This window comes from Flavobacterium sp. 40-81, from assembly GCF_001898245.1.
In the GTDB taxonomy this organism is placed as follows: domain Bacteria; phylum Bacteroidota; class Bacteroidia; order Flavobacteriales; family Flavobacteriaceae; genus Flavobacterium; species Flavobacterium inviolabile.
The window spans coordinates 125,718-147,252 of sequence record NZ_MKTM01000012.1 but is presented as its reverse complement, the minus strand read 5'-3'; the positions used below and the strand labels follow the sequence as shown (position 1 = coordinate 147,252).

Genomic DNA, 21,535 nt, shown 5'->3' with positions numbered 1-21,535 from the left:
TCTACGGATTACTGGTTTACAGTGACCTATACCGAACAAGGACAATTAAAAGAATTTAAGGCGCACTTCTCGTTAAAACGATAATTAGTTTTAGATTGTGATAATAATGTAAAAAGCCCGCTCGAAAGAGCGGGTTTTTTTATGTTTGTAAGCAAAAGGTATCATCATAAAAAAAGGCAACCGTTATGGTTGCCTTTGAACAAAAAAAGCCTCATTTAAATGAGGCTTTTATATTATTTATTGTTGTAAGCCTGAAGTGCTTCTTTTAGAATTTTAACAGACTGAATTAAATCTTCTTTCTTTAAAACATAAGCAATTCGTACTTCGTCAAGTCCTACATTTGGTGTAGAGTAAAAACCTGCAGCTGGAGCAACCATAACGGTTTCTCCGTTTAAATCATAGCTTTCCAGTAACCATTGTGCAAAATCATCAGCGTTCTTAATCGGTAGTTTTGCAATGCAGTAAAAAGCTCCTTTTGGAGTTGCTACTTTCACACCTTCAATCTTATTCAATTCGGCAATTAAAGTGTCTCTACGATCTTTATATTCCGTAATTACATCATCAAAATAACTTTGAGGAGTTTCTAAAGCAGCTTCACTGGCAATTTGAGCAAAAGTTGGCGGGCTTAAACGCGCCTGTGCAAACTTCATCGCAGTTGCCATTACTTCTTTATTTTTAGAAACAATACAACCGATTCTTGCTCCGCACATACTGTATCGTTTCGAAACAGAATCAATCATAATTGCATTTTCTTCTAATCCTTCAATATTCATTACCGAGTAATGTTTGTCTCCGTCATAAGTGAATTCACGGTAAACTTCATCAGCAATCAGGAAAAGATCATGTTTTTTAACCAATTCAGCTAACTGCATTATTTCTTCTTTAGAATACAGATAACCGGTTGGATTACCCGGATTACAGATTAAGATTGCTTTTGTTTTCGGAGTAATCAATTTTTCAAAATCACTGATCGGAGGTAAAGCAAACCCGGTATCTATAGTAGAAATCACAGGCACTACTTTTACGCCGGAAGCAGTAGAAAAACCATTGTAATTTGCATAAAAGGGCTCAGGGATAATGATTTCATCATTAGTATCCATAGTACTTCCCATTGCAAAAAGCAAGGCTTCAGAACCACCGGTAGTAATAATGATATCTGCCTGGTTAATGGGAAGACCGTGATCCTGATAATACTTTGAAAGTTTATTTCTGTAGCTTTCAAAACCAGCAGAGTGACTGTATTCTAAAACAGTGATATCGGTGTTTTTTACAGCATTCAAAGCTACTTCCGGAGTTTTGATATCCGGTTGGCCAATATTTAAATGATATACTTTATGACCTTTCTTTTTAGCAATTTCTGCATAAGGAACCAATTTTCTAATTGGTGATTCAGGCATCTGTTGCCCTTTTAATGAAACTTTAGGCATGGTTAATATTTTTGATGCACAAATTTGCGACTTTTTTTAGGAAATTCATAAAAATATCGGGGCTAAAATCCTTTATTAATAGGAAATATCGGAACTATTTCTTAGATTTAAGAAAAATTTAATTTATGCGATTAATCTTTTTTCTTTTTTTGTTAATCACATATCCTAATTCCATCGCCGCCCAGGATGGATTTCAGTGGAAATCTTCAAAAGATAAAATCACGATACCTTTTGTCTTTGTTGATAACCTGATTATTATTCCCGTTGAAATAAATAATACTAAGCTCAATATGTTGCTGGATTCCGGATCGGAACCTTCCCTGATTTTCAGTTTTCCGCAAAATGATACCGTGCAGCTTTTCAATACTAAAAAAATAAAAATATCCGGTTTGGGAAATGAAGAAGAAGCGGAAGGATTATTATCACAGCGTAACAAAATGAATGTGAGTGATTATGTCGATACAAATTTTGAGATATTGGTAATCCTGGACGACAATCTGAATTTTTCCTCCAGAATAGGAATACCGGTTAATGGGATATTGGGGTACTCTTTTTTTAGAAACCACCTGGTAGAGATTAATTACATTAAAAAGAAGATTACCCTATACAAGAATAGGGATGTATTGAAAAAAAGGAGATTAAAATCGTTTACCAGTATTCCTTTGAGCATTGTTAACGGAAGACCTTATGTGGATGTTCATGCCCGGCTGGACCAGAAAGAAATGCAGTTAAAGCTGTTATTCGATACAGGACTTACAGACGGACTGTGGCTGTTTGAAGATGACAGGATAAAGTGTAATGATAAATATTTTGAAGATGTGCTCGGAGAAGGAATAGGCGGTACTATTCACGGTAAAAAATCACGTTTATCAGAAATCAAAACGGCACATTTCACCTTTAAAGACCCTTTGGTTTCTTATCCGGATACCACATCCTACAGACAGCTGCGGATCATTAAAGACCGGAACGGTTCTTTGGGCGGGGAAATCATTAAGCGGTTTACGGTCATGGTGGATTATGAAGAATCCAGGATTCTTGTAAAGACCAACAATATGTATGAAGATCCGTTTAACTATAATATGAGCGGAATCGAAATACAGCACAATGGAGTAGAATGGGTGCAGGAATCTGCCAAAAGCCAGGTCGATAAAGCCTTGCCGATGGGAGCGATCAATATGAATGATATTGTTTTTGATAATTCCAGTTTTAAATACAAATTCATTTTGAAGCCGGTATTTGAGATCGCCAGCGTCCGGAAGAAATCACCTGGCGAGGAGGCAGGCCTGAAAGCCGGAGACAAGGTTTTAAAGATTGATAAAAAGAATGTTCACAACCTTTCGAAACAGCGCATAAACGAGTTATTGCAGTCGGAAGAAAATAAAATAATAAAGATTCAGGTGGAAAGGGATGGGAAAGTTCTGGATTATGAAATTAAGCTCAGAAAGCTCTTGTAATAAAAAAAGCCCTGTATTAACAGGGCTTTTGTATCAATAAGTAATGTTGTTACGATTGTGGAGTTGTTTTAGGTTTTTCAAGAACTCCAGCCTCTTGTTTAACGATTACTTCACCTTTAATTCTTAAAGCAACTTTACCACCTTCATAGTTAACAGCATTTGATTCTACAGTGATGGTTTTGCTGATTTTACCAGGATTCATGTTGTATTTTACATCAATTTTTCCGGTTTTACCAGGCATAATAGGCTCAGTCGGTTTAGATGGAACAGTACATCCGCAAGTAGATTGTACATTCGTAATAATTAGAGGAGCATCACCAGTGTTTTTGAACTCGAAAGATCTGATACCATTGTCAGAATCTTTAGATACTACACCATAATCAATAGTGTTGTCTTTTGCTTTAAATTCGATTTTTGGTCCTTTTTGAGCATATGAAGCAACACTAAATGCTAATACTGCAACTAATCCTAATAATTTTTTCATTTTTAATTTAGTTTTTTTTATTGTTATTGTAAAATTACATTGTTTTAATAAATGAACAAATATTTTAACGCTCTTTTTTTATTTGCTCAGATATAATTACTTTTGCGAGATAATTTGCAAAAAGTGTACCAAAAAAGCAATATCTTTTTTGGAATCGAAACGACAGTGCTTTTTTTAAAGCCATTTTCTTACTGTCCGTTTTCTATCTTTGAATTTGCGAAAAAGATTTTTATTGCCATCATTGCTAAGCGATTAGCCGATGGATTATTATAAACACAAGAAAAATAAACGAAGACTATATATGACAATTCCAGCTCAATTTGACGCCAAGGCAGTAGAACAGAAATGGTACGACTACTGGATGAAGAACAATTATTTTCACTCGGAACCTGACCACAGAACTCCGTACACAATTGTAATTCCGCCGCCAAACGTCACAGGAGTACTGCACATGGGACATATGTTGAACAATACTATCCAGGATGTATTGATTCGTAGAGCTCGTTTAAAAGGATTTAATGCCTGCTGGGTTCCCGGAACCGACCATGCTTCCATTGCTACTGAAGCTAAAGTAGTAGCCAAGCTAAAAGCAGAAGGGATTAATAAAAACGATTTATCCCGTGAAGAATTCCTGAAACATGCCTGGGAATGGACCGATAAATACGGTGGCGTAATCCTGGATCAGCTGAAAAAACTGGGTGCTTCCTGCGATTGGGAAAGAACCAAGTTTACAATGGATCCGGATATGTCGGCTTCCGTTATCCGTTCTTTTGTTGATTTATACAATAAAGGACTGATTTACCGTGGTTACCGAATGGTAAACTGGGATCCGGAAGCGAAAACAACGCTGTCGGATGAAGAAGTTATCTACGAAGAACGCCAGGGGAGATTATACCATTTACGATATCAGATTGAAGACAGCGAAGAATATGTAACGATCGCGACAACACGTCCGGAAACTATTTTAGGCGATACAGCAATCTGTATTCACCCGGAAGATGAACGATATTTCCACTTAAAAGGGAAAAGAGTAATTGTGCCGATTTGCAACCGCGTTATTCCGATTATTTTCGACGAATATGTGGATATGGAATTTGGTACAGGCTGCTTAAAAGTTACACCGGCACACGATGTAAACGATAAAGAATTAGGCGAAAAACACAATCTGGAAATCATTGATATCTTCAATGATGATGCCACATTAAACGCTTTCGGATTACACTATCAGGGGAAAGACCGTTTCGTTGTTCGTGAGGAAATTGCTCAGGAACTGGAAACGCTTGGTGCTTTGGTAAAAGTGGAAACACATATTAATAAAGTAGGTACTTCCGAAAGAACCAAAGCGGTTATTGAACCGAGATTGTCAGATCAGTGGTTCCTTAAAATGGAAGATCTGGTAAAACCGGCAATAAAAGCTGTTTTGGAAACCGAGGATGTAAAACTATATCCAAGCCGTTTTAACAATACATACCGCCATTGGATGGAAAACATCCGTGACTGGAATATTTCCCGTCAGTTATGGTGGGGACAACAAATTCCGGCATACTATTATGGTGACGGAAAAGAAGATTTTGTTGTTGCAGAAACCAGAGAAGAAGCGTTGGCGCTGGCAATACAAAAAACAGGTAACCAGATTTTAACAGCCGATGATTTAAGACAGGATGTAGATGCTTTGGATACCTGGTTCTCGTCCTGGTTATGGCCGATATCCGTTTTCGGAGGCATCATGGATCCTGAAAATCCGGAATATAAATACTATTATCCTACCAATGACCTGGTAACCGGACCGGACATTTTGTTCTTCTGGGTAGCCCGTATGATCATTGCCGGTTATGAATATGCCGGAGAAAAACCGTTTACGAATGTATATTTAACCGGATTGGTACGTGATAACCAACGCCGGAAAATGTCGAAATCGCTTGGAAACTCACCGGATCCGTTGGATTTGATTGAGAAATTCGGAGCCGATGGTGTTCGTGCCGGATTATTGTTAAGTGCAGCTGCCGGAAATGATATCCTGTTTGATGAAGAACTATGCAACCAGGGGAAAGCATTCAGTAATAAAATCTGGAATGCATTCCGTCTGATCAAAGGATGGGAAGTAAGCGAAAGCATTGCCCAGCCGGAATATGCTAAAGTTGCTGTAGAATGGTATGAAGCCAAATTACAGAAAACATTAGCCGAAATTGAAGACCATTTTGAGAAATACAGAATTTCCGATGCTTTAATGGCAACGTATAAGCTGGTTTGGGATGATTTCTGTTCGTGGTTCCTGGAAATGATTAAGCCGGGTTACCAGCAGCCGATTGACAGTGTTACTTTTAACAGTGCGATTGAAATGCTGGAAGCGAACCTGAAATTATTACATCCGTTCATGCCGTTCCTGACCGAAGAAATCTGGCAGCACATTGCTGAACGATCAGAGAAAGAAGCCCTGATCATTGCAGAATGGCCGAAAGCACAAACCGTAAACGAAGCGCTTATTGCAGAATTCGACTTTGCTACGGAAGTAATTTCCGGTATTCGTACAATCAGAAAAGACAAAAACATTTCTTTCAAGGATACAATTGAATTGAAAGTAGTGAACAATGAAAATGCAACGACATTCTTTGATGTAATTATCACAAAGCTTGGAAACATCAGCGCTTTGGAATATGTTACGGACAAAGTTGACGGAGCGTTGTCCTACCGTGTAAAATCCAATGAATATTTTATTCCGATTACCGGAAATATTAATGTGGAAGAAGAGATTACAAAATTAACGGAAGAACTTAACTACAATAAAGGATTCCTGAAATCGGTACAGGCGAAACTCGCAAATGAAAAATTTGTGAATTCGGCACCGGAAAAAGTTGTAGCGATCGAACGCCAGAAAGAAGCAGATGCTTTGGCTAAAATTGCAACGATAGAACAAAGCTTAGCCGGTTTACAATAAAAATTGGCATAACCACATAAAAAGAGGTCTGAATTTTCAGGCCTCTTTTGTTTTTAGAAATAAAAGAAAAGACACTAAAAGCATCCTTTCATTTTATAATCGAATTAGTATTTTCCTTTGTACCTTTGTGTTTGTCAAATACTTCAAATTAACAGATGAAATTCCAAGTTGTTTCCGATTATAAGCCAACAGGTGATCAGCCGCAGGCTATAGATAAACTGAGTAAAGGAGTTGATAACGGAGAGCGTTTTCAGACTTTGTTAGGGGTAACGGGTTCCGGAAAAACGTTTACGGTAGCCAATGTTATCCAGGAAGTGCAGCGGCCTACATTGGTGCTGGCACACAACAAAACACTGGCCGCGCAGCTGTATTCGGAATTCAAGCAATTCTTCCCGAACAATGCTGTGGAATACTTTGTTTCTTACTACGACTACTATCAGCCGGAAGCTTTTATCCCGGTAACGGGAACCTATATTGAAAAGGATCTGTCCATTAATGAAGAACTGGAAAAAATGCGATTGAGTACCACTTCATCGCTGTTATCCGGTAGGAGGGACGTGTTGGTAGTGGCTTCGGTTTCCTGTTTATACGGTATTGGTAACCCGGTGGAATTCCAGAAAAACGTGGTTTCCATCGAACAGAATCAGACCATTTCCCGGACCAAATTATTGCACCGTTTGGTTCAGAGTTTGTATGCCCGTACCGAAGCAGAATTTACGCCCGGAACTTTCCGGATCAAAGGTGACACGGTAGAAGTATTTCCAAGTTATGGTGATGAACCGTTCCGGATTCACTTCTTTGGCGATGAAATTGAAGAAATAGAAGCTTTTGATGCCAAAACAGCTCAGGTTTTGGAGAAATATGACAAACTGAATATCTACCCGGCCAATATGTTTGTAACCTCGCCGGATGTTTTGCAGAATGCTATCTGGGAAATCCAGCAGGATTTGGTAAAACAGGTCGATTATTTTAAAGAAATAGGCAAGCATCTTGAAGCAAAACGTTTGGAAGAACGTACGAATTTTGATTTGGAGATGATCCGCGAACTGGGCTATTGCTCCGGAATTGAAAACTACTCCCGTTATCTGGACGGAAGAGCGCCCGGAACACGTCCGTTCTGCTTACTGGATTACTTTCCGGATGATTTCCTAATGGTTGTGGACGAAAGCCACGTGACTATTTCGCAGGTTCATGCCATGTATGGCGGGGATCGTTCCCGTAAAGAAAATCTGGTGGAATATGGCTTCCGCCTTCCGGCAGCAATGGACAACCGACCGTTGAAGTTTGAAGAATTTGAAGGCATGCAAAACCAGGTGATTTATGTTTCGGCAACACCGGCAGATTATGAATTGCAAAAATCGGAAGGGATTTATGTAGAACAGATCATTCGTCCTACAGGATTACTCGATCCGATCATTGAGATACGACCAAGCCAGAACCAGATTGACGATTTAATAGAAGAAATTCAATTGCGCTGTGAAGCTGATGAAAGGGTTTTAGTGACAACGCTGACCAAACGTATGGCGGAAGAACTGGCTAAATATTTAGCCAAAGTTTCAATACGTTGCCGTTATATTCACTCGGAAGTGGACACACTGGAACGGGTGGAGATCATGCAGGATTTACGAAAAGGACTGTTTGATGTATTAATCGGGGTAAACCTGCTGCGTGAAGGACTGGACTTACCGGAAGTTTCCCTGGTTGCTATTCTGGACGCCGATAAGGAAGGATTCCTGAGAAGCCATCGTTCACTGACGCAGACGGTGGGACGTGCTGCGCGTAATGTGAACGGGAAGGCAATAATGTATGCCGATAAGATTACGGCAAGTATGCAGAAAACAATTGATGAAACGAACTACCGCAGACAAAAACAGATTGATTATAACACCAAGCACAATCTGGTTCCGAAAGGACTGAATAAAAAGATTGAAAGCGCGCTGATGAAAAATTCAGCTGCCTCTTACGAACAGGAAAAGACTGCCGCACGTGCTGCAGAACCGGAAACTGCCTATCTGTCTAAACCGGAAATTGAAAAGATCATACGTGAAAAACGCAAAGCCATGGAAAAAGCGGCTAAAGATCTGGACTTTATGCAGGCTGCAAAATTAAGAGACGAAATAAAAGTATTACAGGAAAAAGTATAAGAGTTATGTGTTTTTAAAGAACAGCATTGTTTAATTATGCTGTTCTTCAAAGGCGCAGATCAAAAACTCCGCGGCCACCATTTTATTAGGAGAATCTTCCATTGCTTTTAATGTTTTGCGAATGCCCATTGGGTTCAATCCCATCTTAATCCCAATCTCATTAATCGCTCTTACTTCCCGTTCGTGCAAAACATCATCAACATGCATCAGCAACGCCAAACGGTAGAATTGCATAATGCGCTGGTGCTCGTCTTTTATAATGACAATCTCCTTCTGCTTGTCGAAAAGACTTAAAAAAACGGACTTCTCAATGCCAAGCTCTTCGGCAACGATGGCTAAAAAGTCGTATTCATTGTCGTGTAATTCCCCATCGACTATAGCAAAAGCAATCATTTCTGAGAGAAGACTGATTCTTTCTTCGTAAGTATTCATGATAATATTTTTTGCAAAAGTAAATTAAAATCGGAATCAAAAAAGGGACCGTTGATTTTATGTATCTTTGAAGGATAATTTTTCGACTAATGAACAATAATGATATCTTTAAAAAGCTTCGTGTAGCTTTACAATTACGGGATGATCAAATCGTAGCCATTTTAGAACTGGTGGATTTTAGAATTTCCAAAGGGGAAATCGGTAACTTTTTCCGTAATGAAGACCATCCTAAATTTATGGAGTGTGGTGATCAGGTTTTGCGTAACTTTTTGAACGGATTAGTTATCCATCTTAGAGGAACGAAAGAAAACCCTAAAAACCCGATGGAAGTTTTGGAGAAAAATAAAGAAGGCGTTAAAACGGCCGCAACAGCTGTGAAAAAACAGGAGTTTACGCCAAAACCAAAACAGGAAGAGAAAAAGAAACCTGCACCTAAAAAAGCACCGTTCAAGCAGAAAAAGCAACAGCCTATCGTAGAAAAAGTAAGGTTTAAAAACGGAAAGAATAAGAATTCATAAGCCTTTGGATCAATTTGATACCCTTGACTATCTGAAAGTCGGAAACGAGCTGCAACGACGAAGTTATGACGTATTGACCACCCATACGGTTTTCGATAAGCTTGCCGGTTTTACACCCGTTTTGGTAGGAACAATCCCGATTGATATTGCGATAGCTTCAAGCGATCTGGATATCGTTTGCTGCTGGAATGTAAAAGAAGACTTTATTGAAGTGTTAAAGCATGGCTTTTCCGGATATCCCGGTTTTACATGGTGTAATACGGTCATCAATGGAGAAGATACGGTAATTGCGAATTTTTTTGCTGATGGCATTGAAATTGAAATCTTCGGACAGCATTTGCCGGTAAAAGAACAAAACGGCTACCGCCACATGCTAATCGAATACCAGATTCTTCAGGAAAAGGGGAGTGCTTTCAGAGATAAGATAATCAATTTGAAAAGTACAGGAATGAAAACAGAACCTGCTTTTGCAAAATTGCTGCATATTGAAGGAGATCCTTATCTTGGATTACTGAATTATAAGAAATAAAAAAGCCTGAGTTTAACTCAGGCTTTTTTGTATATAAGAATGGTGTTTCTCAATTATGATAAAGCAGCTTTTACCTGGTCTGCAGCTTCCTGGAATTCAACAGCAGATAAGATTGGCATACCGGAATTATCGATTAATTCTTTTGCAATCTCTGCATTAGTTCCTTGTAAACGAACAATGATTGGAACATTAATGTTGTCTCCCATGTTTTTGTAAGCGTCAACAACCCCTTGAGCAACACGGTCACAACGAACGATTCCTCCGAAGATGTTAATTAAGATCGCTTTTACATTCGGATCTTTTAAGATGATACGGAAAGCCGTTTCAACACGTTTCGCATCAGCAGTTCCACCCACGTCTAAGAAGTTAGCCGGCTCAAATCCTGCATGTTTGATTAAGTCCATAGTCGCCATAGCTAAACCAGCACCATTAACCATACAGCCAACATTACCATCTAAATCCACGTAGTTTAATCCTACTTCTTTCGCTTCTACTTCAATTGGATTCTCCTCACGGATATCACGCATTTCAGCATAGGTTTTTTGTCTGAATAAAGCATTGTCGTCAATAACAACTTTTGCATCAACAGCTAAAATTTTATTATCAGAAGTTTTTAATACCGGGTTGATTTCAAATAAAGAAGCGTCAGCACCAACATAAGCTTTGTATAAAGCGTCTACGAATTTGATCATTTCTTTAAAAGCATCTCCTGAAAGACCTAAGTTAAAAGCAATTCTTCTTGCCTGGAAACCTTGCAGTCCAACAGCAGGATCAATTTCTTCTGTAAAGATTAAATGAGGTGTTTTTTCAGCAACTTCTTCAATATCCATTCCACCTTCAGTAGAATACATGATCATGTTACGTCCTTTTCCTCTGTTTAATAAAACAGACATATAAAATTCTGAAGTTTCGCTTTCTCCAGGATAGTAAACATCTTCAGCAACAAGTACTTTGTGTACTTTTTTACCTTCTGGCGGAGTTTGTGGAGTTATTAAGTCCATTCCGATGATTTGTTCTGCTATCTCTTTTACCTGATCCAGGTTTTTAGCTAACTTAACACCACCACCTTTTCCACGCCCACCTGCGTGAATTTGAGCTTTGATTACGTGCCAACCTGTTCCGGTTTCAGCAGTCAGTTGTTTTGCTTTTGCTACAGCTTCCTCGGCATTGTTAGCAACATAACCACGTTGTACTCTTACCCCGTGACTGGCTAATATTTCTTTACCTTGATATTCGTGTAAATTCATAATTTGATACGTTTAGCTTTATTATAAAGTGCCACAAAAATAGCAAACTTGATTTAAAGTGCCTAATTAAATTTAGAGGAGTTTGTTATTATCCGCTTAAAAATAAAAGACTTTGTATTTTTTTAGTGCGATTTCAATTTTGCGGACACTTTTAACGCTGTTTTTTGATGATTTCCGGTTTGAAAAATGACTTTAAAATAAAAAAAACGCTTTCCGTACGGAAAGCGTTTTTAGATTCCTTCTGGTTAAAGGATTTATTTGTCGATGGATCCCAGAACACGTTTCATAAAGCTGTTTAAAGCTTCTTTTTTATCGGTTCCGTCTTTAACCATTTTGTTTACTTCAAGAGCACCGTACATATTGGAAATTAATTCCCCAATAACATCCAGTTCTTCATCTTTCAGGGAAGGCACTTCGGTTAGTGCTTCCAGTACTTCAATGGTTTCAATGATGTAATCCTGATCGTTTTCTTCAATAAACTGCGTTAACTGTTTAATTACCGGTAATTTCATAGTTAAGCGATTTCGTTTACTAATTCTGTTAATACCTCTGCTTTATTGGTTTGTGTCTGATTTACCAATCCGCCGTTTACAAAAGTTGCGAATGTAGGTAAGTTCGAAACATTAGCCAGTTTTCTTGATTCCGGAGAATTTTCCGCATCTACTAAAACAAAAGTGATGTTTTCTTTTTCGGAAGCCAGTTTTTTAAATTTTGGCTTCATGATACGGCAATTTCCACACCAGGAAGCAGAAAATTGTACAACTACTTTTTCATTAGTATTTACTAATTCCTGTAGTTTATCTTCATTTAATTCAATTAACATAGCAATTTTTTTTAATATTAGTTATTCAGGTAGTTAGCAACACCTTCTCTGGTAGCAAACATAGCCTCTTTTCCTTCTTCCCAATTAGCAGGACATACTTCTCCTTTAGTTTGTACGTGTGTGTAAGCATCAACTAAACGTAAATACTCCGCAACATTTCTTCCTAACGGCATATCGTTAACACTTTCGTGGAAAATTTTTCCGGTCTCATCAATTAAGTAAGTAGCACGGTAAGTTACATTAGATCCTTCAATGATTACGGTATCCAACTCATCGTTGTAAGCAGCTGTTTCGATATCTAAAATACCTAAGATGTTTGCTAAGTTACGGGTTGTATCGGCTAAAATAGGGTAAGTAACACCTTCGATTCCTCCGTTTGCTTTTGGCGTGTTTAACCAGGCAAAGTGAACTTCGTTAGTATCACATGAAGCACCGATTACGATAGTGTTTCTTTTTTCAAATTCAGGTAAAGCAGCTTGAAAGGCGTGTAATTCTGTTGGACATACAAAAGTGAAATCTTTTGGATACCAAAATAATAATACTTTCTTGTTGTTTTTTGTAGCTTCTTCAAAAATGTTGATTTTTAAATTGTCTCCCATTTCAGAAATAGCGTCAATTGCAATGTTTGGAAATTTTTTACCTACTAATGACATAACTTGTATAAATTTTAAGATTATTATTTTTTTACAATGCAAAAGTAGCCAATATAATGTGTACTGAGTATTAAGTTTGATTATTATTATTTATTTTTAAATAGGTAATTTCTATTTGGAATAATGGCTTTCACTTTATTTAAATGGAAGAGATTGATTTAAGAATTGGTTTTATATATTTGTTTTTATTAGCAAATTGAATAAATAATATTTAATTTATTATTAATTAGCCTAAAACTAACCGATTACATGCAAAAATAATTTATGAGTTTTTCAAATTTATTTCGAAAAAAGTCTGTTGAAGACATCTTAAAACAAGTAAAACAAAACGCCACCGATGGACATGGAGCATTAGGTAAGCATTTAACTACAAAGGATTTGACAGCTTTTGGTATTGCGGCCATCGTTGGTGCCGGAATTTTCAGTACTATCGGTAAAGCCAGTTCCGATGGTGGTCCGGCTGTAATATTCTTATTTTTATTTACTGCTGTAGCCTGTGGTTTTGCGGCTTTTGCCTATGCCGAATTTGCTTCAATGGTTCCGGTTTCCGGAAGCGCATACACCTATTCGTATGTGGCTTTTGGCGAATTGATTGCCTGGATAATAGGTTGGGCTTTAATTATGGAATACGCCATCGGTAATATTACCGTAGCCATATCGTGGAGTGATTATTTTACCGGACTGCTCGATAGCGGCGGGATTCATCTGCCGCAATGGATACAAATGGACTACCTGACGGCTTCCAATGGTTTTAAAGAAGCAACCGCTTTAATGCAGGGCGGAAAATCGTTTGAAAACCTGAGTGCTGCGCTTCAGGCAGCACATACGGCCTGGACTACCGCTCCTACAATCGGGGCATTTCACTTTGTAGCAGACTTACCCGCTTTATTCATTATTATCATTATTACCTGGTTGGTTTACAGAGGGATGAAAGAATCCCGAAATGCCAGTAACCTGATGGTAGTCGTGAAATTAGCGATCATTTTATTGGTTATTGCGGTGGGAGTATTTTATGTAGATGTTGAAAACTGGAGCCCTTTTGCACCCAACGGAATTAACGGAGTACTGAAAGGTGTTTCTGCGGTTTTCTTCGCATATATCGGGTTTGACGCAATTTCAACCACTGCAGAAGAATGTAAAAATCCACAGCGTGATTTACCGAGAGGGATGATGTGGGCGATTATTATCTGTACCGTTCTTTATATTGTTATTGCCTTGGTCTTAACAGGTATGGTGAGTTATAAAGACCTGAATGTGGGTGACCCGCTGGCCTTTGTTTTTGATAAACTGAATTTAAAATGGCTTTCCGGAATTATTGCCGTGAGTGCCGTTGTAGCGATGGCGAGTGTATTGCTGGTTTTCCAGATGGGACAGCCTCGTATCTGGATGAGTATGAGCCGTGACGGATTGCTTCCGAAGCGTTTTTCTAAAGTGCATCCGAAATATAAAACCCCTTCCTATGCAACCATCGTAACCGGTTTTGTAGTAGCCATTCCGGCTTTATTCCTGAACCTAACAATGGTAACCGATTTGTGCAGTATCGGAACCCTGTTTGCCTTCGTACTGGTTTGCGCCGGAGTTTTGGTATTACAGGACAGAAAAGATATTCCGAGAGGTAAATTTAAAACCCCTTATATCAATGCCCGATACATCGCACCGTTATTGCTGGTTGCCGGTTTGGTATTTGCCTTTACAGTGAATAAAAAACCGACGATGGATTTTATTACCAATGTAAAACAGGTAAACGAACCTTCGGCAATTGTAACCGCTTTATCGAAAACGGAAACCGAATTGGTTTACAATCATTTGCTAAAAGGAGAGAAGGCACATATTGCCAGTGAAACACAGGATCTGGAGCATATCCTGAGCAATTACAGAGAAGAGAATAAGGATAAATATGACGAAGTTGTTGCGGCTTTACCGATTGGTGAAAACGTAAAATACGAAAGCGGTCTGGCACTATTCAAACACAAAATTCCGATGTGGATCTTTTTAACGGTACTTGTTGGATTAGTGGTTTGGGCTTATAAAAAGCGACTTTCTTTAATTCCGTTGCTGGGACTGGTATGCTGTCTGTACATGATGGCAGAATTGAGTGTGTGGAACTGGATTTACTTCACCATTTGGTTGTTAATCGGTCTGGCTATTTATTTTGGCTACAGCCAGAAAAACAGTAAATTGAATTACAGTAAAATAGAACCGACCATACACGACTAAAGGTTCGCCGGAACAGCAGAAGTGTTTACCTCGTGATAGTTATTGATTTTAACAAGATAAAGGCAAATGAAATTAGTAGTAGATAGTGGCTCTACAAAAGCCGACTGGATTGCATTGGACGAAAACGGAAGTATTCAGTTTACGGCAACCACTTTAGGATTAAATCCGGAAGTCCTGGAAAGAGAAGATGTATTATACCGGATCGACCAGCGGTTTGACATCTCGCATAACAAAGACAAGGTGACACACCTGTATTTTTATGGAGCCGGCTGCGGAACCGACCGGATGAAAAACTTCCTGACCGGTGTTTTTAAAGAATACTTTACAAATGCCGAAATCGTAGTTCACGAAGATACCTATGCCGCCGTGTTTGCCACAACACCGCACAATGAAAAAGCCATCGTTTGTATTCTGGGAACAGGTTCCAACTGCAGTTATTATGATGGTAAGGAACTGCACCAGAAAATACAGTCGTTAGGCTATCTGGCAATGGACGATTGCAGCGGTAACCAGTTTGGGCGCCACCTGATACGGGCGTACTATTTTGGAAAAATGCCGCAGGAACTGGCTAAAGAATTTGAAAAAGAGTATGATCTGGATGCTGATGTGCTGAAACACAACTTCTATAAAGTACCCAATCCGAATGCCTTTCTGGCAACCTTTGCCAAGTTTTTAATCAAGCATAAGGATCATGAATTCATCCGGAAGATCGTTTTGCATGACATGCAGGTTTTTGTGGACAATTACATCACCCAGTTTGATGACTGCCGTGAGATCCCGGTGCACTTCATCGGTTCGATTGCCTACTATCTGAAAGAAGAACTGGAAATGGTCTTAAACGGGAACGGACTTACACTGGGGAATGTGTATCGCAAACCCATAGACGGATTAATTAATTATCACACAGTATAAAATGGAAATAGCTGTTATTGCCCATGATGGTATGAAAGCCGATCTGGTTCAGTTCCTGAACGAACACAAAGCTTTTCTGAAATCGGAAAACATTACTTTAATCGCAACGGGAACTACCGGTAGCAAAGCGGAAAATGCGGGATTTAAGGTGCTGAAAATGCTGTCCGGACCATTGGGAGGAGATGCGCAGATTGCGGCCCGTGTGGCAGAAGGAAAATGCAATATGGTCCTGTTCTTTAAAGACCCTTTAGCAAAACACCCTCATGAGCCGGATATTAACATGCTCATAAGGGTGTGTGATGTGCATAATGTGCCGTTAGCAACCAATCAGGCAACTGCCGAATTGCTGCTGAAAGCTATTTCTCTGCAATCATAGAGATTTCTACATTAACGTTTTTTGGCAAACAAGCCACCTGAACCGTTTCACGAGCTGGAGCGGTTTTTTCATTAAAATAAGCACCGTAAATAGCATTTATTCTCGCAAAATCGTTCATGTCGCTAATAAAGATTGTGGTCTTTACAACGTTCTCAAAGGTCATTCCTGCCGCTTCAAGAACAGCGGTCATGTTTTCCATAACTTGTTTGGTTTCCACTTCTATGGAATCCATTACTAAATCTCCTGTAACCGGATCCAAAGCGATCTGGCCGGAAGTATATAATGTGCTGTCATTAACAAGGACTGCCTGGCTGTAAGGTCCGATAGGAGCAGGAGCCTTAGCTGTAAAAATGATTTTTTTCATACTATGTTAGGTAAATTTTTATCGTAAACGACGATCCGGAACACTACGTTTATCCCATTTAATATCGCTAAGAACAGAAGAGCGGATCCCGATAAAGAAGCCCCAATAGGAATAATCTCCGAAAGGAACCCAGTTAAAACTCATACGCCAGCTCAATAAATCCCTTTCAAAACGCAGCTGGGTAAAGGTAACCCCTTTTCGGGCAAAGTCATATCCGGAAGAAACACCCACTTTCCATTTTGGAGTCAGGTCTACGTTTCCGGAAACCATTAACGAGTTGGTTGAAATCTGGCTTTCACGGTTGTTATTCGCATAGGTCAGGGAATAAGCAAACTGTAAATCCCAGGGCAATTCCAGCTGGTAAAACCCTTTGAAATTGTCCTTTTTTTCTACGTCATCATCCTTAAACAAACTCTGACGGTTATCGCTCAAATCGGTAGAACGGCCAAATAAATCATCCGGACGTCCGCCGTTCATAACATTCTGATCGTTATCTTTTTTGTTTTTGTCGCTGCTTGGTCCGAAATCGGAACTGGAAACGCTATAGTTAATGGTAATGTTCGCACTCGTCATACGGAACAGGCTACCACCATTGTCAATGTTATAAGTGTTGATACGTTTTCCGGCATTGTCAATGGCATACATGTCCAATGTAGTTCCGAAATTCACATTCATTTTATTGTTTAACAACTGTGTTCCTCCGGAAACCACTACCGGTGACCACGCAAGTGAATCGGCAGCAATATTATAGTTGGTCGAGAAGTTAAGGTTATTTAACAGCATTACTTTTTTAGGCTCTGTTTTTGCCGGATCGGAATCGCGGACTTTGGCTTCAAAAGTATTGCTTAAGCTAAGACCAATGTTGTTGGAATAGTTTTTACCCGGCGCACCGAATATCCCGTTTTCAAACCGGGAATAATCCTGGCGTGTTGCTCCGGTGGCATCAATAGCATAAGTGTCGTAATATTTCTCAAAACTCGGTGTATAGGAGTAGGATACACTTGGACGCATTACGTGGCGTATTGCCTGGATTTTTTTATCATCACCAAAATTAAAAGTACCGTAAATAGTGGTACCCACGTTCGAAGTGAAATTATAGGTTCTGTAAGAGTCGAAACCGTTTACATCGTTAGTGATCACTTTGTTTTGTGTGGCATCAAACTCTTTGTTGATCGTTTTTAAATACCATACCTCGCTATAGTTTGTTCCGGCAGTTACACTGAAATATTTAAAAACTTTAAAGTTGGTACTGATCGGAATGCTATGTTGAAATCCGGATTTGGCATCGCGGAACATCTGTGACGTAAAAAACAGGGAATCTGTCGTTTTAATACGGTTTTCAGCTCTTAAATTATATTGGAAGTTGATATTTTTAAAAATACCTTTTTTGATTTCATCTTTTTTGGCAAAAGGGAAAATACGGTCAACACTTGCCTGGAAAGTAGGCAGGGTCATGTCGATTGCCTGTGTATTGGTGTTTTGGGAGTGGGTTGCCGTAACGGAAAAGTTTACCTGAGGAACCGTTTGCAGCGTTTGCGAGTAGGAAACCGAGGAACTCATGTTGTTGTTCAGGGAAGAACCTACGTTGATCATGTTAAGCGAGTTTCTGAAATACTGGCTACTACCTAAGTTAACAGAAGCCGAAAACCGGGAATTGGGACTTGCTTTGGAATCCTGGGAGTGCGACCATTGGATATTGTATTCCCGCCTCTTGCTGTAATTCGGGAAACCACGTTCGTTCTGGATCTGATTCTCAAAACGGATGTTGACACGGCCGTTAAAATCATAACGCTTGGCATAGTTGCTTTCAAAACGCAGGGCATAACTTCCGTTCGTATAATAATCTCCTAAAACTGCCAGATCGTAATAATCGCTCAAAGCGAAATAATATCCTCCGTTTTGAAGGAAATAACCTTTGTCCCGGGTATCTCCGAATGAAGGAATGATAAAACCGGATGCTGCTTTTTCACTCATCGGGAAATAACCGAAAGGAAGTCCGATAGGTGTTGGAACATCGGCAATAACCATATTCGTTAACCCCACAACAACTTTTTTACCGGGTACGAACTTGATTTTTCGTGCCAGGAAATAATATTCGGGATCTTCAATATTTTTAGAAGTTGTAAAACGGGCATTTTTCATGAAATAAACCGAATCACTCTCTTTTTTTGAAATTTCAGCCTTGATTCTAAAATCCTGCTGCTCTGTCCGGGAATTCCAGACCTTTGCTTTTTTGGTTTTGATATTAAAACGGATGGAATCCGGTTCAACCACATTCTGTCCTTGCTTAAAAACCGGAAATTGTGAGTAATTTCCTAAACTATCTTTGATTCTTCCGGCATATACTTCGTCTTTTTCATAGTCTAAAACGATAATTCCGGACTTTAAATCGATGTCTTTATAGATAAGTTCCGCTTCGTTGTATAGCGTTAACTGCTTCTTTTTTTGGTCAATTTTTTCATAGTCTTTCGCTTTTCTCTTCACAATTCCGTCAAGAGAAGACTTCTTTTTTTTGACAGAATCATTTTTTGTTTCTGCTGAAAGTTTTTTCATGCTTTCAGTGCCCAAATGAATGCTATCTTTCTGTTTTTCAGCAGGTATCTTTTTGGTTTGGGATTTGATTTCCTGGGAATAGATTTCATGTTTTCCGGCAAACAGAAAAAATGATAATAAAACGATATGAAATAAGTTTGTACGCAAAGGTTTTAATACTATTTTTGTAAAAATATGGCTCAATTTTTGACGGTTCAAACTTACATATATTTTTTCTCAAAAATAAGCATTTAATAAAATTATAACCATTATCGATAAATTACAAAGACTATGACAGGGAACATCAAGACTAATTTTATAAGCTCACTATTTTTGATACTGTTTTTTCAGGTCGCATTTGCTCAAAATAACTCGAAATTTAAAGTAGTTCTGGATCCCGGTCACGGAGGAAATGATTTCGGTGCGGTCTATCATGGATTTGTAGAAAAAAACAATGCTCTGAATGTAGCCTTAAAAGTAGGGAAGATCTTAGAGAAAGACCCGAATATCCAGGTTATTTACACCCGTAAGACCGACGTATTTATCGAATTGGATGAAAGAGCCAATATCGCAAACAGAAATGATGCGAATATTTTTGTATCAATTCACTGTAATGCCAATAAAAATACGGTAGCTTCCGGAACGGAAACCTATGTAATGGGGGTTACCCGTAACGCTTCAAACTTGGAAGTGGCGAAAAAAGAGAATGCTGTAGTGACGATGGAGAGTGACTATAAGATGAAATATGACGGTTACGATCCGAATTCTCCGGAATCATTAATTGGAATGACACTTTTACAGGAAGAATACATCGAACAGAGTATTGACCTTGCTGCACGTATTCAGGACGGATTTGAAAACGGACTGGGCAGAAAGAGCAGAGGTGTAAAACAGGCCGGTTTCTTAGTATTGCGAAAAATCTACATGCCGCGTGTTTTGATCGAAATGGGATTCGTGTCCAATAAAGAAGAAGGCGCTTATCTGAGTTCGGATAACGGACAGGAAGATCTGGCAAAAGCCATTGGTGATGCTATCCTGAGCTATAAAAAAGAATACTTCGTACCGGGTGTTTCAGTTGGTCGTGAGGACAAACCAACACCATCTAAAGTTGCAGAAAAAGATACCAGAGAAACCAAAACAAAAGTAGACACTGCTAAAGTAACTAAGGAAATTAAAAAAGAAATAAAACCGGTAGCTTCTAATAAAGGAGTGGTTTTTAAAGTTCAGATCTCTGCCAGCGGAAAGAAATTGGATTTAGTACCCGGTAATTTTAAGGGACTAAACAATATTTCCATGGAAGAAGATAAGAACATTATTAAATATTTTTACGGACAAACCAAGGAGCATTCTGAGGCAAAAGAACTTTTAGCACAAGCTAAGGATAAAGGATTTACGTCGGCATTTATTGTTGCCTACAAAGACGGTAAAAAGATTACTATTCAGGAAGCCTTAAAATAAATCCCGTAATTGAAAATATTTATTTTTAATTTTGCTCATTAAATAATTGAATTTTGAAAATAACAAGAGAAATAAAAACGGCAATTTTAGTCATTACCTCAATCGTAGTATGTTTATGGGGGTACAGTTTTCTAAAAGGTAAAAACCTATTTGATTCCAATCGTAATTTTTATGTAGTATATGACAACGTGGAAGGATTATCACCTTCGGCGCCCATTACGATCAACGGATTGGTGGTTGGTAAAATCAACAGTATCGAAATTCAGAAAAATACCGGGAAATTATTGGTAGAAATGCAGATTAAAAATGATTTCGCTATTTCGAAGTCCAGTATTGCCAGTATTTACGAACCGGGATTCATCGGTGGAAAACAAATTGCTATTATTCCTAACTTTAAAGATACTTCCATAGCACAATCCGGCGATTATTTACAAGGAGATGTAAAACAGGGATTAACAGCGAAACTGGAAGATAAATTAGCACCCATCCAGGAAAGACTGGATAAAGTTCTGGCAAATGCCGATGTAATGCTAACCAGTGTAAACAACGTTTTGGACCCGGCAACACAGGCTAACCTGAAAAGTACTGTAGCGGAGCTAAACAAAACGCTGACCCATTTTAGTGCGGCTTCTGCTAATGTTGACAAATTATTAGCCGATAACAAAGGAAAACTGGATCATACCATTACCAATATTGATAAAGTATCGACCAACTTTGCAAAAATGTCCGATACACTGGCTAAAGCAAACCTTGGAAAAACAATCAAAAATCTTGAAACCACATTGGCAAATGTAGACAAGATCATGCTGGATTTACAGGCAGGAAAAGGAACAATGGGTAAATTGTTAAAAGACGAAGCCATGTATAAAAACCTGGCAGGTGCTTCCAAACAATTGGAATTGTTGCTTGGCGATATGAAGTTGAACCCTAAGCGATATGTACATTTCTCTTTATTTGGTAAAAAGGCAGCGCCTTATGTAGCCCCTGAAGAAGAAAAGGCTAATTCGGAAGATAAAAAATAATAGCATTA

Annotated in this window: 19 protein-coding genes; 10 read left to right on the top strand and 9 right to left on the bottom strand. The window is 38.8% G+C overall.

Translation table 11 applies throughout. The features are described 5' to 3' along the window. Positions 1-233: 233 nt before the first annotated feature. Positions 234-1,427 (bottom strand): pyridoxal phosphate-dependent aminotransferase, encoded by a 1,194-nt coding sequence (locus tag BGO42_RS04370; protein ID WP_177734862.1) that lies wholly within the window; start codon positions 1,425-1,427, stop codon positions 234-236. 125 nt (positions 1,428-1,552) lie between these two features. Between BGO42_RS04370 and BGO42_RS04365 the strand changes: the two genes are divergently transcribed. Continuing rightward, positions 1,553-2,881 carry a PDZ domain-containing protein gene (locus tag BGO42_RS04365; RefSeq protein ID WP_273246368.1) on the top strand — a complete coding sequence of 443 codons (1,329 nt, stop codon included), beginning with the start codon at positions 1,553-1,555 and terminating at the stop codon, positions 2,879-2,881. A 49-nt stretch (positions 2,882-2,930) separates the two neighbouring features. On the opposite strand, the gene BGO42_RS04360 is transcribed toward BGO42_RS04365, so the two are convergent. Continuing rightward, positions 2,931-3,365 carry a DUF1573 domain-containing protein gene (locus tag BGO42_RS04360; RefSeq protein ID WP_177734858.1) on the bottom strand — a complete coding sequence of 145 codons (435 nt, stop codon included), beginning with the start codon at positions 3,363-3,365 and terminating at the stop codon, positions 2,931-2,933. A gap of 301 nt (positions 3,366-3,666) precedes the next feature. Between BGO42_RS04360 and BGO42_RS04355 the strand changes: the two genes are divergently transcribed. Both BGO42_RS04355 and uvrB read left to right on the top strand, forming a co-directional pair. Beyond that, positions 3,667-6,300, top strand: a complete 2,634-nt coding sequence (locus BGO42_RS04355; protein ID WP_273246367.1) for a valine--tRNA ligase — start codon at positions 3,667-3,669, stop codon at positions 6,298-6,300. A 155-nt stretch (positions 6,301-6,455) separates the two neighbouring features. Next, positions 6,456-8,444 carry an excinuclease ABC subunit UvrB gene (uvrB, locus tag BGO42_RS04350; protein ID WP_273246366.1) on the top strand — a complete coding sequence of 663 codons (1,989 nt, stop codon included), beginning with the start codon at positions 6,456-6,458 and terminating at the stop codon, positions 8,442-8,444. Positions 8,445-8,474: 30 nt separating this feature from the next. Here the strand turns inward: uvrB and BGO42_RS04345 are convergent, their stop codons facing one another. Beyond that, complete coding sequence (locus BGO42_RS04345) at positions 8,475-8,876, bottom strand: TerB family tellurite resistance protein (protein ID WP_177734852.1); 402 nt, start codon at positions 8,874-8,876, stop codon at positions 8,475-8,477. Between the two features lie 89 nt (positions 8,877-8,965). Here BGO42_RS04345 and BGO42_RS04340 point away from each other — a divergent pair, with 89 nt between their 5' ends. Both BGO42_RS04340 and BGO42_RS04335 read left to right on the top strand, forming a co-directional pair. Next, positions 8,966-9,394: a DUF1456 family protein gene (locus BGO42_RS04340; protein WP_177734850.1), complete on the top strand. Its 429-nt coding sequence runs from the start codon at positions 8,966-8,968 to the stop codon at positions 9,392-9,394. A gap of 4 nt (positions 9,395-9,398) precedes the next feature. Beyond that, entirely contained in the window at positions 9,399-9,923 is a 525-nt protein-coding gene (locus BGO42_RS04335) for a DUF4269 domain-containing protein (protein WP_273246365.1), read from the top strand. A gap of 53 nt (positions 9,924-9,976) precedes the next feature. Here the strand turns inward: BGO42_RS04335 and sucC are convergent, their stop codons facing one another. The 4 genes from sucC to BGO42_RS04315 all read right to left on the bottom strand — a co-directional run bounded on the left by sucC (position 9,977) and on the right by BGO42_RS04315 (position 12,646). Further along, complete coding sequence (sucC, locus tag BGO42_RS04330) at positions 9,977-11,170, bottom strand: ADP-forming succinate--CoA ligase subunit beta (RefSeq protein ID WP_273246364.1); 1,194 nt, start codon at positions 11,168-11,170, stop codon at positions 9,977-9,979. A gap of 254 nt (positions 11,171-11,424) precedes the next feature. Then, positions 11,425-11,682: a DUF6952 family protein gene (locus BGO42_RS04325; RefSeq protein WP_177734843.1), complete on the bottom strand. Its 258-nt coding sequence runs from the start codon at positions 11,680-11,682 to the stop codon at positions 11,425-11,427. A gap of 2 nt (positions 11,683-11,684) precedes the next feature. Beyond that, positions 11,685-11,993, bottom strand: coding sequence for a thioredoxin family protein (locus BGO42_RS04320; RefSeq protein ID WP_177734841.1), 309 nt, complete (start codon positions 11,991-11,993; stop codon positions 11,685-11,687). A gap of 17 nt (positions 11,994-12,010) precedes the next feature. Continuing rightward, positions 12,011-12,646 (bottom strand): peroxiredoxin, encoded by a 636-nt coding sequence (locus tag BGO42_RS04315; protein ID WP_177734839.1) that lies wholly within the window; start codon positions 12,644-12,646, stop codon positions 12,011-12,013. A 264-nt stretch (positions 12,647-12,910) separates the two neighbouring features. Here BGO42_RS04315 and BGO42_RS04310 point away from each other — a divergent pair, with 264 nt between their 5' ends. The 3 genes from BGO42_RS04310 to BGO42_RS04300 all read left to right on the top strand — a co-directional run bounded on the left by BGO42_RS04310 (position 12,911) and on the right by BGO42_RS04300 (position 16,151). Continuing rightward, complete coding sequence (locus tag BGO42_RS04310) at positions 12,911-14,863, top strand: amino acid permease (RefSeq protein ID WP_273246363.1); 1,953 nt, start codon at positions 12,911-12,913, stop codon at positions 14,861-14,863. 66 nt (positions 14,864-14,929) lie between these two features. Next, positions 14,930-15,775, top strand: coding sequence for an N-acetylglucosamine kinase (locus BGO42_RS04305; RefSeq protein WP_273246362.1), 846 nt, complete (start codon positions 14,930-14,932; stop codon positions 15,773-15,775). A gap of 1 nt (position 15,776) precedes the next feature. Further along, the gene (locus tag BGO42_RS04300) at positions 15,777-16,151 is read left to right on the top strand and encodes a methylglyoxal synthase (protein ID WP_273246361.1); all 375 of its coding nucleotides are present in this window, start codon (positions 15,777-15,779) and stop codon (positions 16,149-16,151) included. On the opposite strand, the gene BGO42_RS04295 is transcribed toward BGO42_RS04300, so the two are convergent. Both BGO42_RS04295 and BGO42_RS04290 read right to left on the bottom strand, forming a co-directional pair. Then, positions 16,132-16,515 carry a RidA family protein gene (locus BGO42_RS04295; RefSeq protein ID WP_273246360.1) on the bottom strand — a complete coding sequence of 128 codons (384 nt, stop codon included), beginning with the start codon at positions 16,513-16,515 and terminating at the stop codon, positions 16,132-16,134. The two genes, BGO42_RS04300 and BGO42_RS04295, sit on opposite strands and share 20 nt — an antisense overlap. A gap of 18 nt (positions 16,516-16,533) precedes the next feature. Continuing rightward, positions 16,534-19,068, bottom strand: a complete 2,535-nt coding sequence (locus tag BGO42_RS04290; RefSeq protein ID WP_394353030.1) for a putative LPS assembly protein LptD — start codon at positions 19,066-19,068, stop codon at positions 16,534-16,536. A 270-nt stretch (positions 19,069-19,338) separates the two neighbouring features. On the opposite strand from BGO42_RS04290, the gene BGO42_RS04285 reads away from it, so the two are divergent. Both BGO42_RS04285 and BGO42_RS04280 read left to right on the top strand, forming a co-directional pair. Continuing rightward, positions 19,339-20,505: an N-acetylmuramoyl-L-alanine amidase family protein gene (locus BGO42_RS04285; protein ID WP_177734827.1), complete on the top strand. Its 1,167-nt coding sequence runs from the start codon at positions 19,339-19,341 to the stop codon at positions 20,503-20,505. A gap of 53 nt (positions 20,506-20,558) precedes the next feature. Further along, complete coding sequence (locus BGO42_RS04280; protein ID WP_177734825.1) at positions 20,559-21,527, top strand: MlaD family protein; 969 nt, start codon at positions 20,559-20,561, stop codon at positions 21,525-21,527. The last annotated feature ends 8 nt before the right edge of the window (positions 21,528-21,535 follow it).

Excerpts from the sequence above, each read along its gene's own strand:
- BGO42_RS04370 (WP_177734862.1), bottom strand. The coding sequence starts at position 1,427 with ATGCCTAAAGTTTCATTAAAAGGGCAACAGATGCCTGAATCACCAATT.
- BGO42_RS04365 (WP_273246368.1), top strand. The coding sequence starts at position 1,553 with ATGCGATTAATCTTTTTTCTTTTTTTGTTAATCACATATCCTAATTCC.
- BGO42_RS04360 (WP_177734858.1), bottom strand. The coding sequence starts at position 3,365 with ATGAAAAAATTATTAGGATTAGTTGCAGTATTAGCATTTAGTGTTGCT.
- BGO42_RS04355 (WP_273246367.1), top strand. The coding sequence starts at position 3,667 with ATGACAATTCCAGCTCAATTTGACGCCAAGGCAGTAGAACAGAAATGG.
- uvrB (WP_273246366.1), top strand. The coding sequence starts at position 6,456 with ATGAAATTCCAAGTTGTTTCCGATTATAAGCCAACAGGTGATCAGCCG.
- BGO42_RS04345 (WP_177734852.1), bottom strand. The coding sequence starts at position 8,876 with ATGAATACTTACGAAGAAAGAATCAGTCTTCTCTCAGAAATGATTGCT.
- BGO42_RS04340 (WP_177734850.1), top strand. The coding sequence starts at position 8,966 with ATGAACAATAATGATATCTTTAAAAAGCTTCGTGTAGCTTTACAATTA.
- sucC (WP_273246364.1), bottom strand. The coding sequence starts at position 11,170 with ATGAATTTACACGAATATCAAGGTAAAGAAATATTAGCCAGTCACGGG.
- BGO42_RS04325 (WP_177734843.1), bottom strand. The coding sequence starts at position 11,682 with ATGAAATTACCGGTAATTAAACAGTTAACGCAGTTTATTGAAGAAAAC.
- BGO42_RS04320 (WP_177734841.1), bottom strand. The coding sequence starts at position 11,993 with ATGTTAATTGAATTAAATGAAGATAAACTACAGGAATTAGTAAATACT.
- BGO42_RS04315 (WP_177734839.1), bottom strand. The coding sequence starts at position 12,646 with ATGTCATTAGTAGGTAAAAAATTTCCAAACATTGCAATTGACGCTATT.
- BGO42_RS04310 (WP_273246363.1), top strand. The coding sequence starts at position 12,911 with ATGAGTTTTTCAAATTTATTTCGAAAAAAGTCTGTTGAAGACATCTTA.
- BGO42_RS04305 (WP_273246362.1), top strand. The coding sequence starts at position 14,930 with ATGAAATTAGTAGTAGATAGTGGCTCTACAAAAGCCGACTGGATTGCA.
- BGO42_RS04300 (WP_273246361.1), top strand. The coding sequence starts at position 15,777 with ATGGAAATAGCTGTTATTGCCCATGATGGTATGAAAGCCGATCTGGTT.
- BGO42_RS04295 (WP_273246360.1), bottom strand. The coding sequence starts at position 16,515 with ATGAAAAAAATCATTTTTACAGCTAAGGCTCCTGCTCCTATCGGACCT.
- BGO42_RS04290 (WP_394353030.1), bottom strand. The coding sequence starts at position 19,068 with ATGAAAAAACTTTCAGCAGAAACAAAAAATGATTCTGTCAAAAAAAAG.
- BGO42_RS04285 (WP_177734827.1), top strand. The coding sequence starts at position 19,339 with ATGACAGGGAACATCAAGACTAATTTTATAAGCTCACTATTTTTGATA.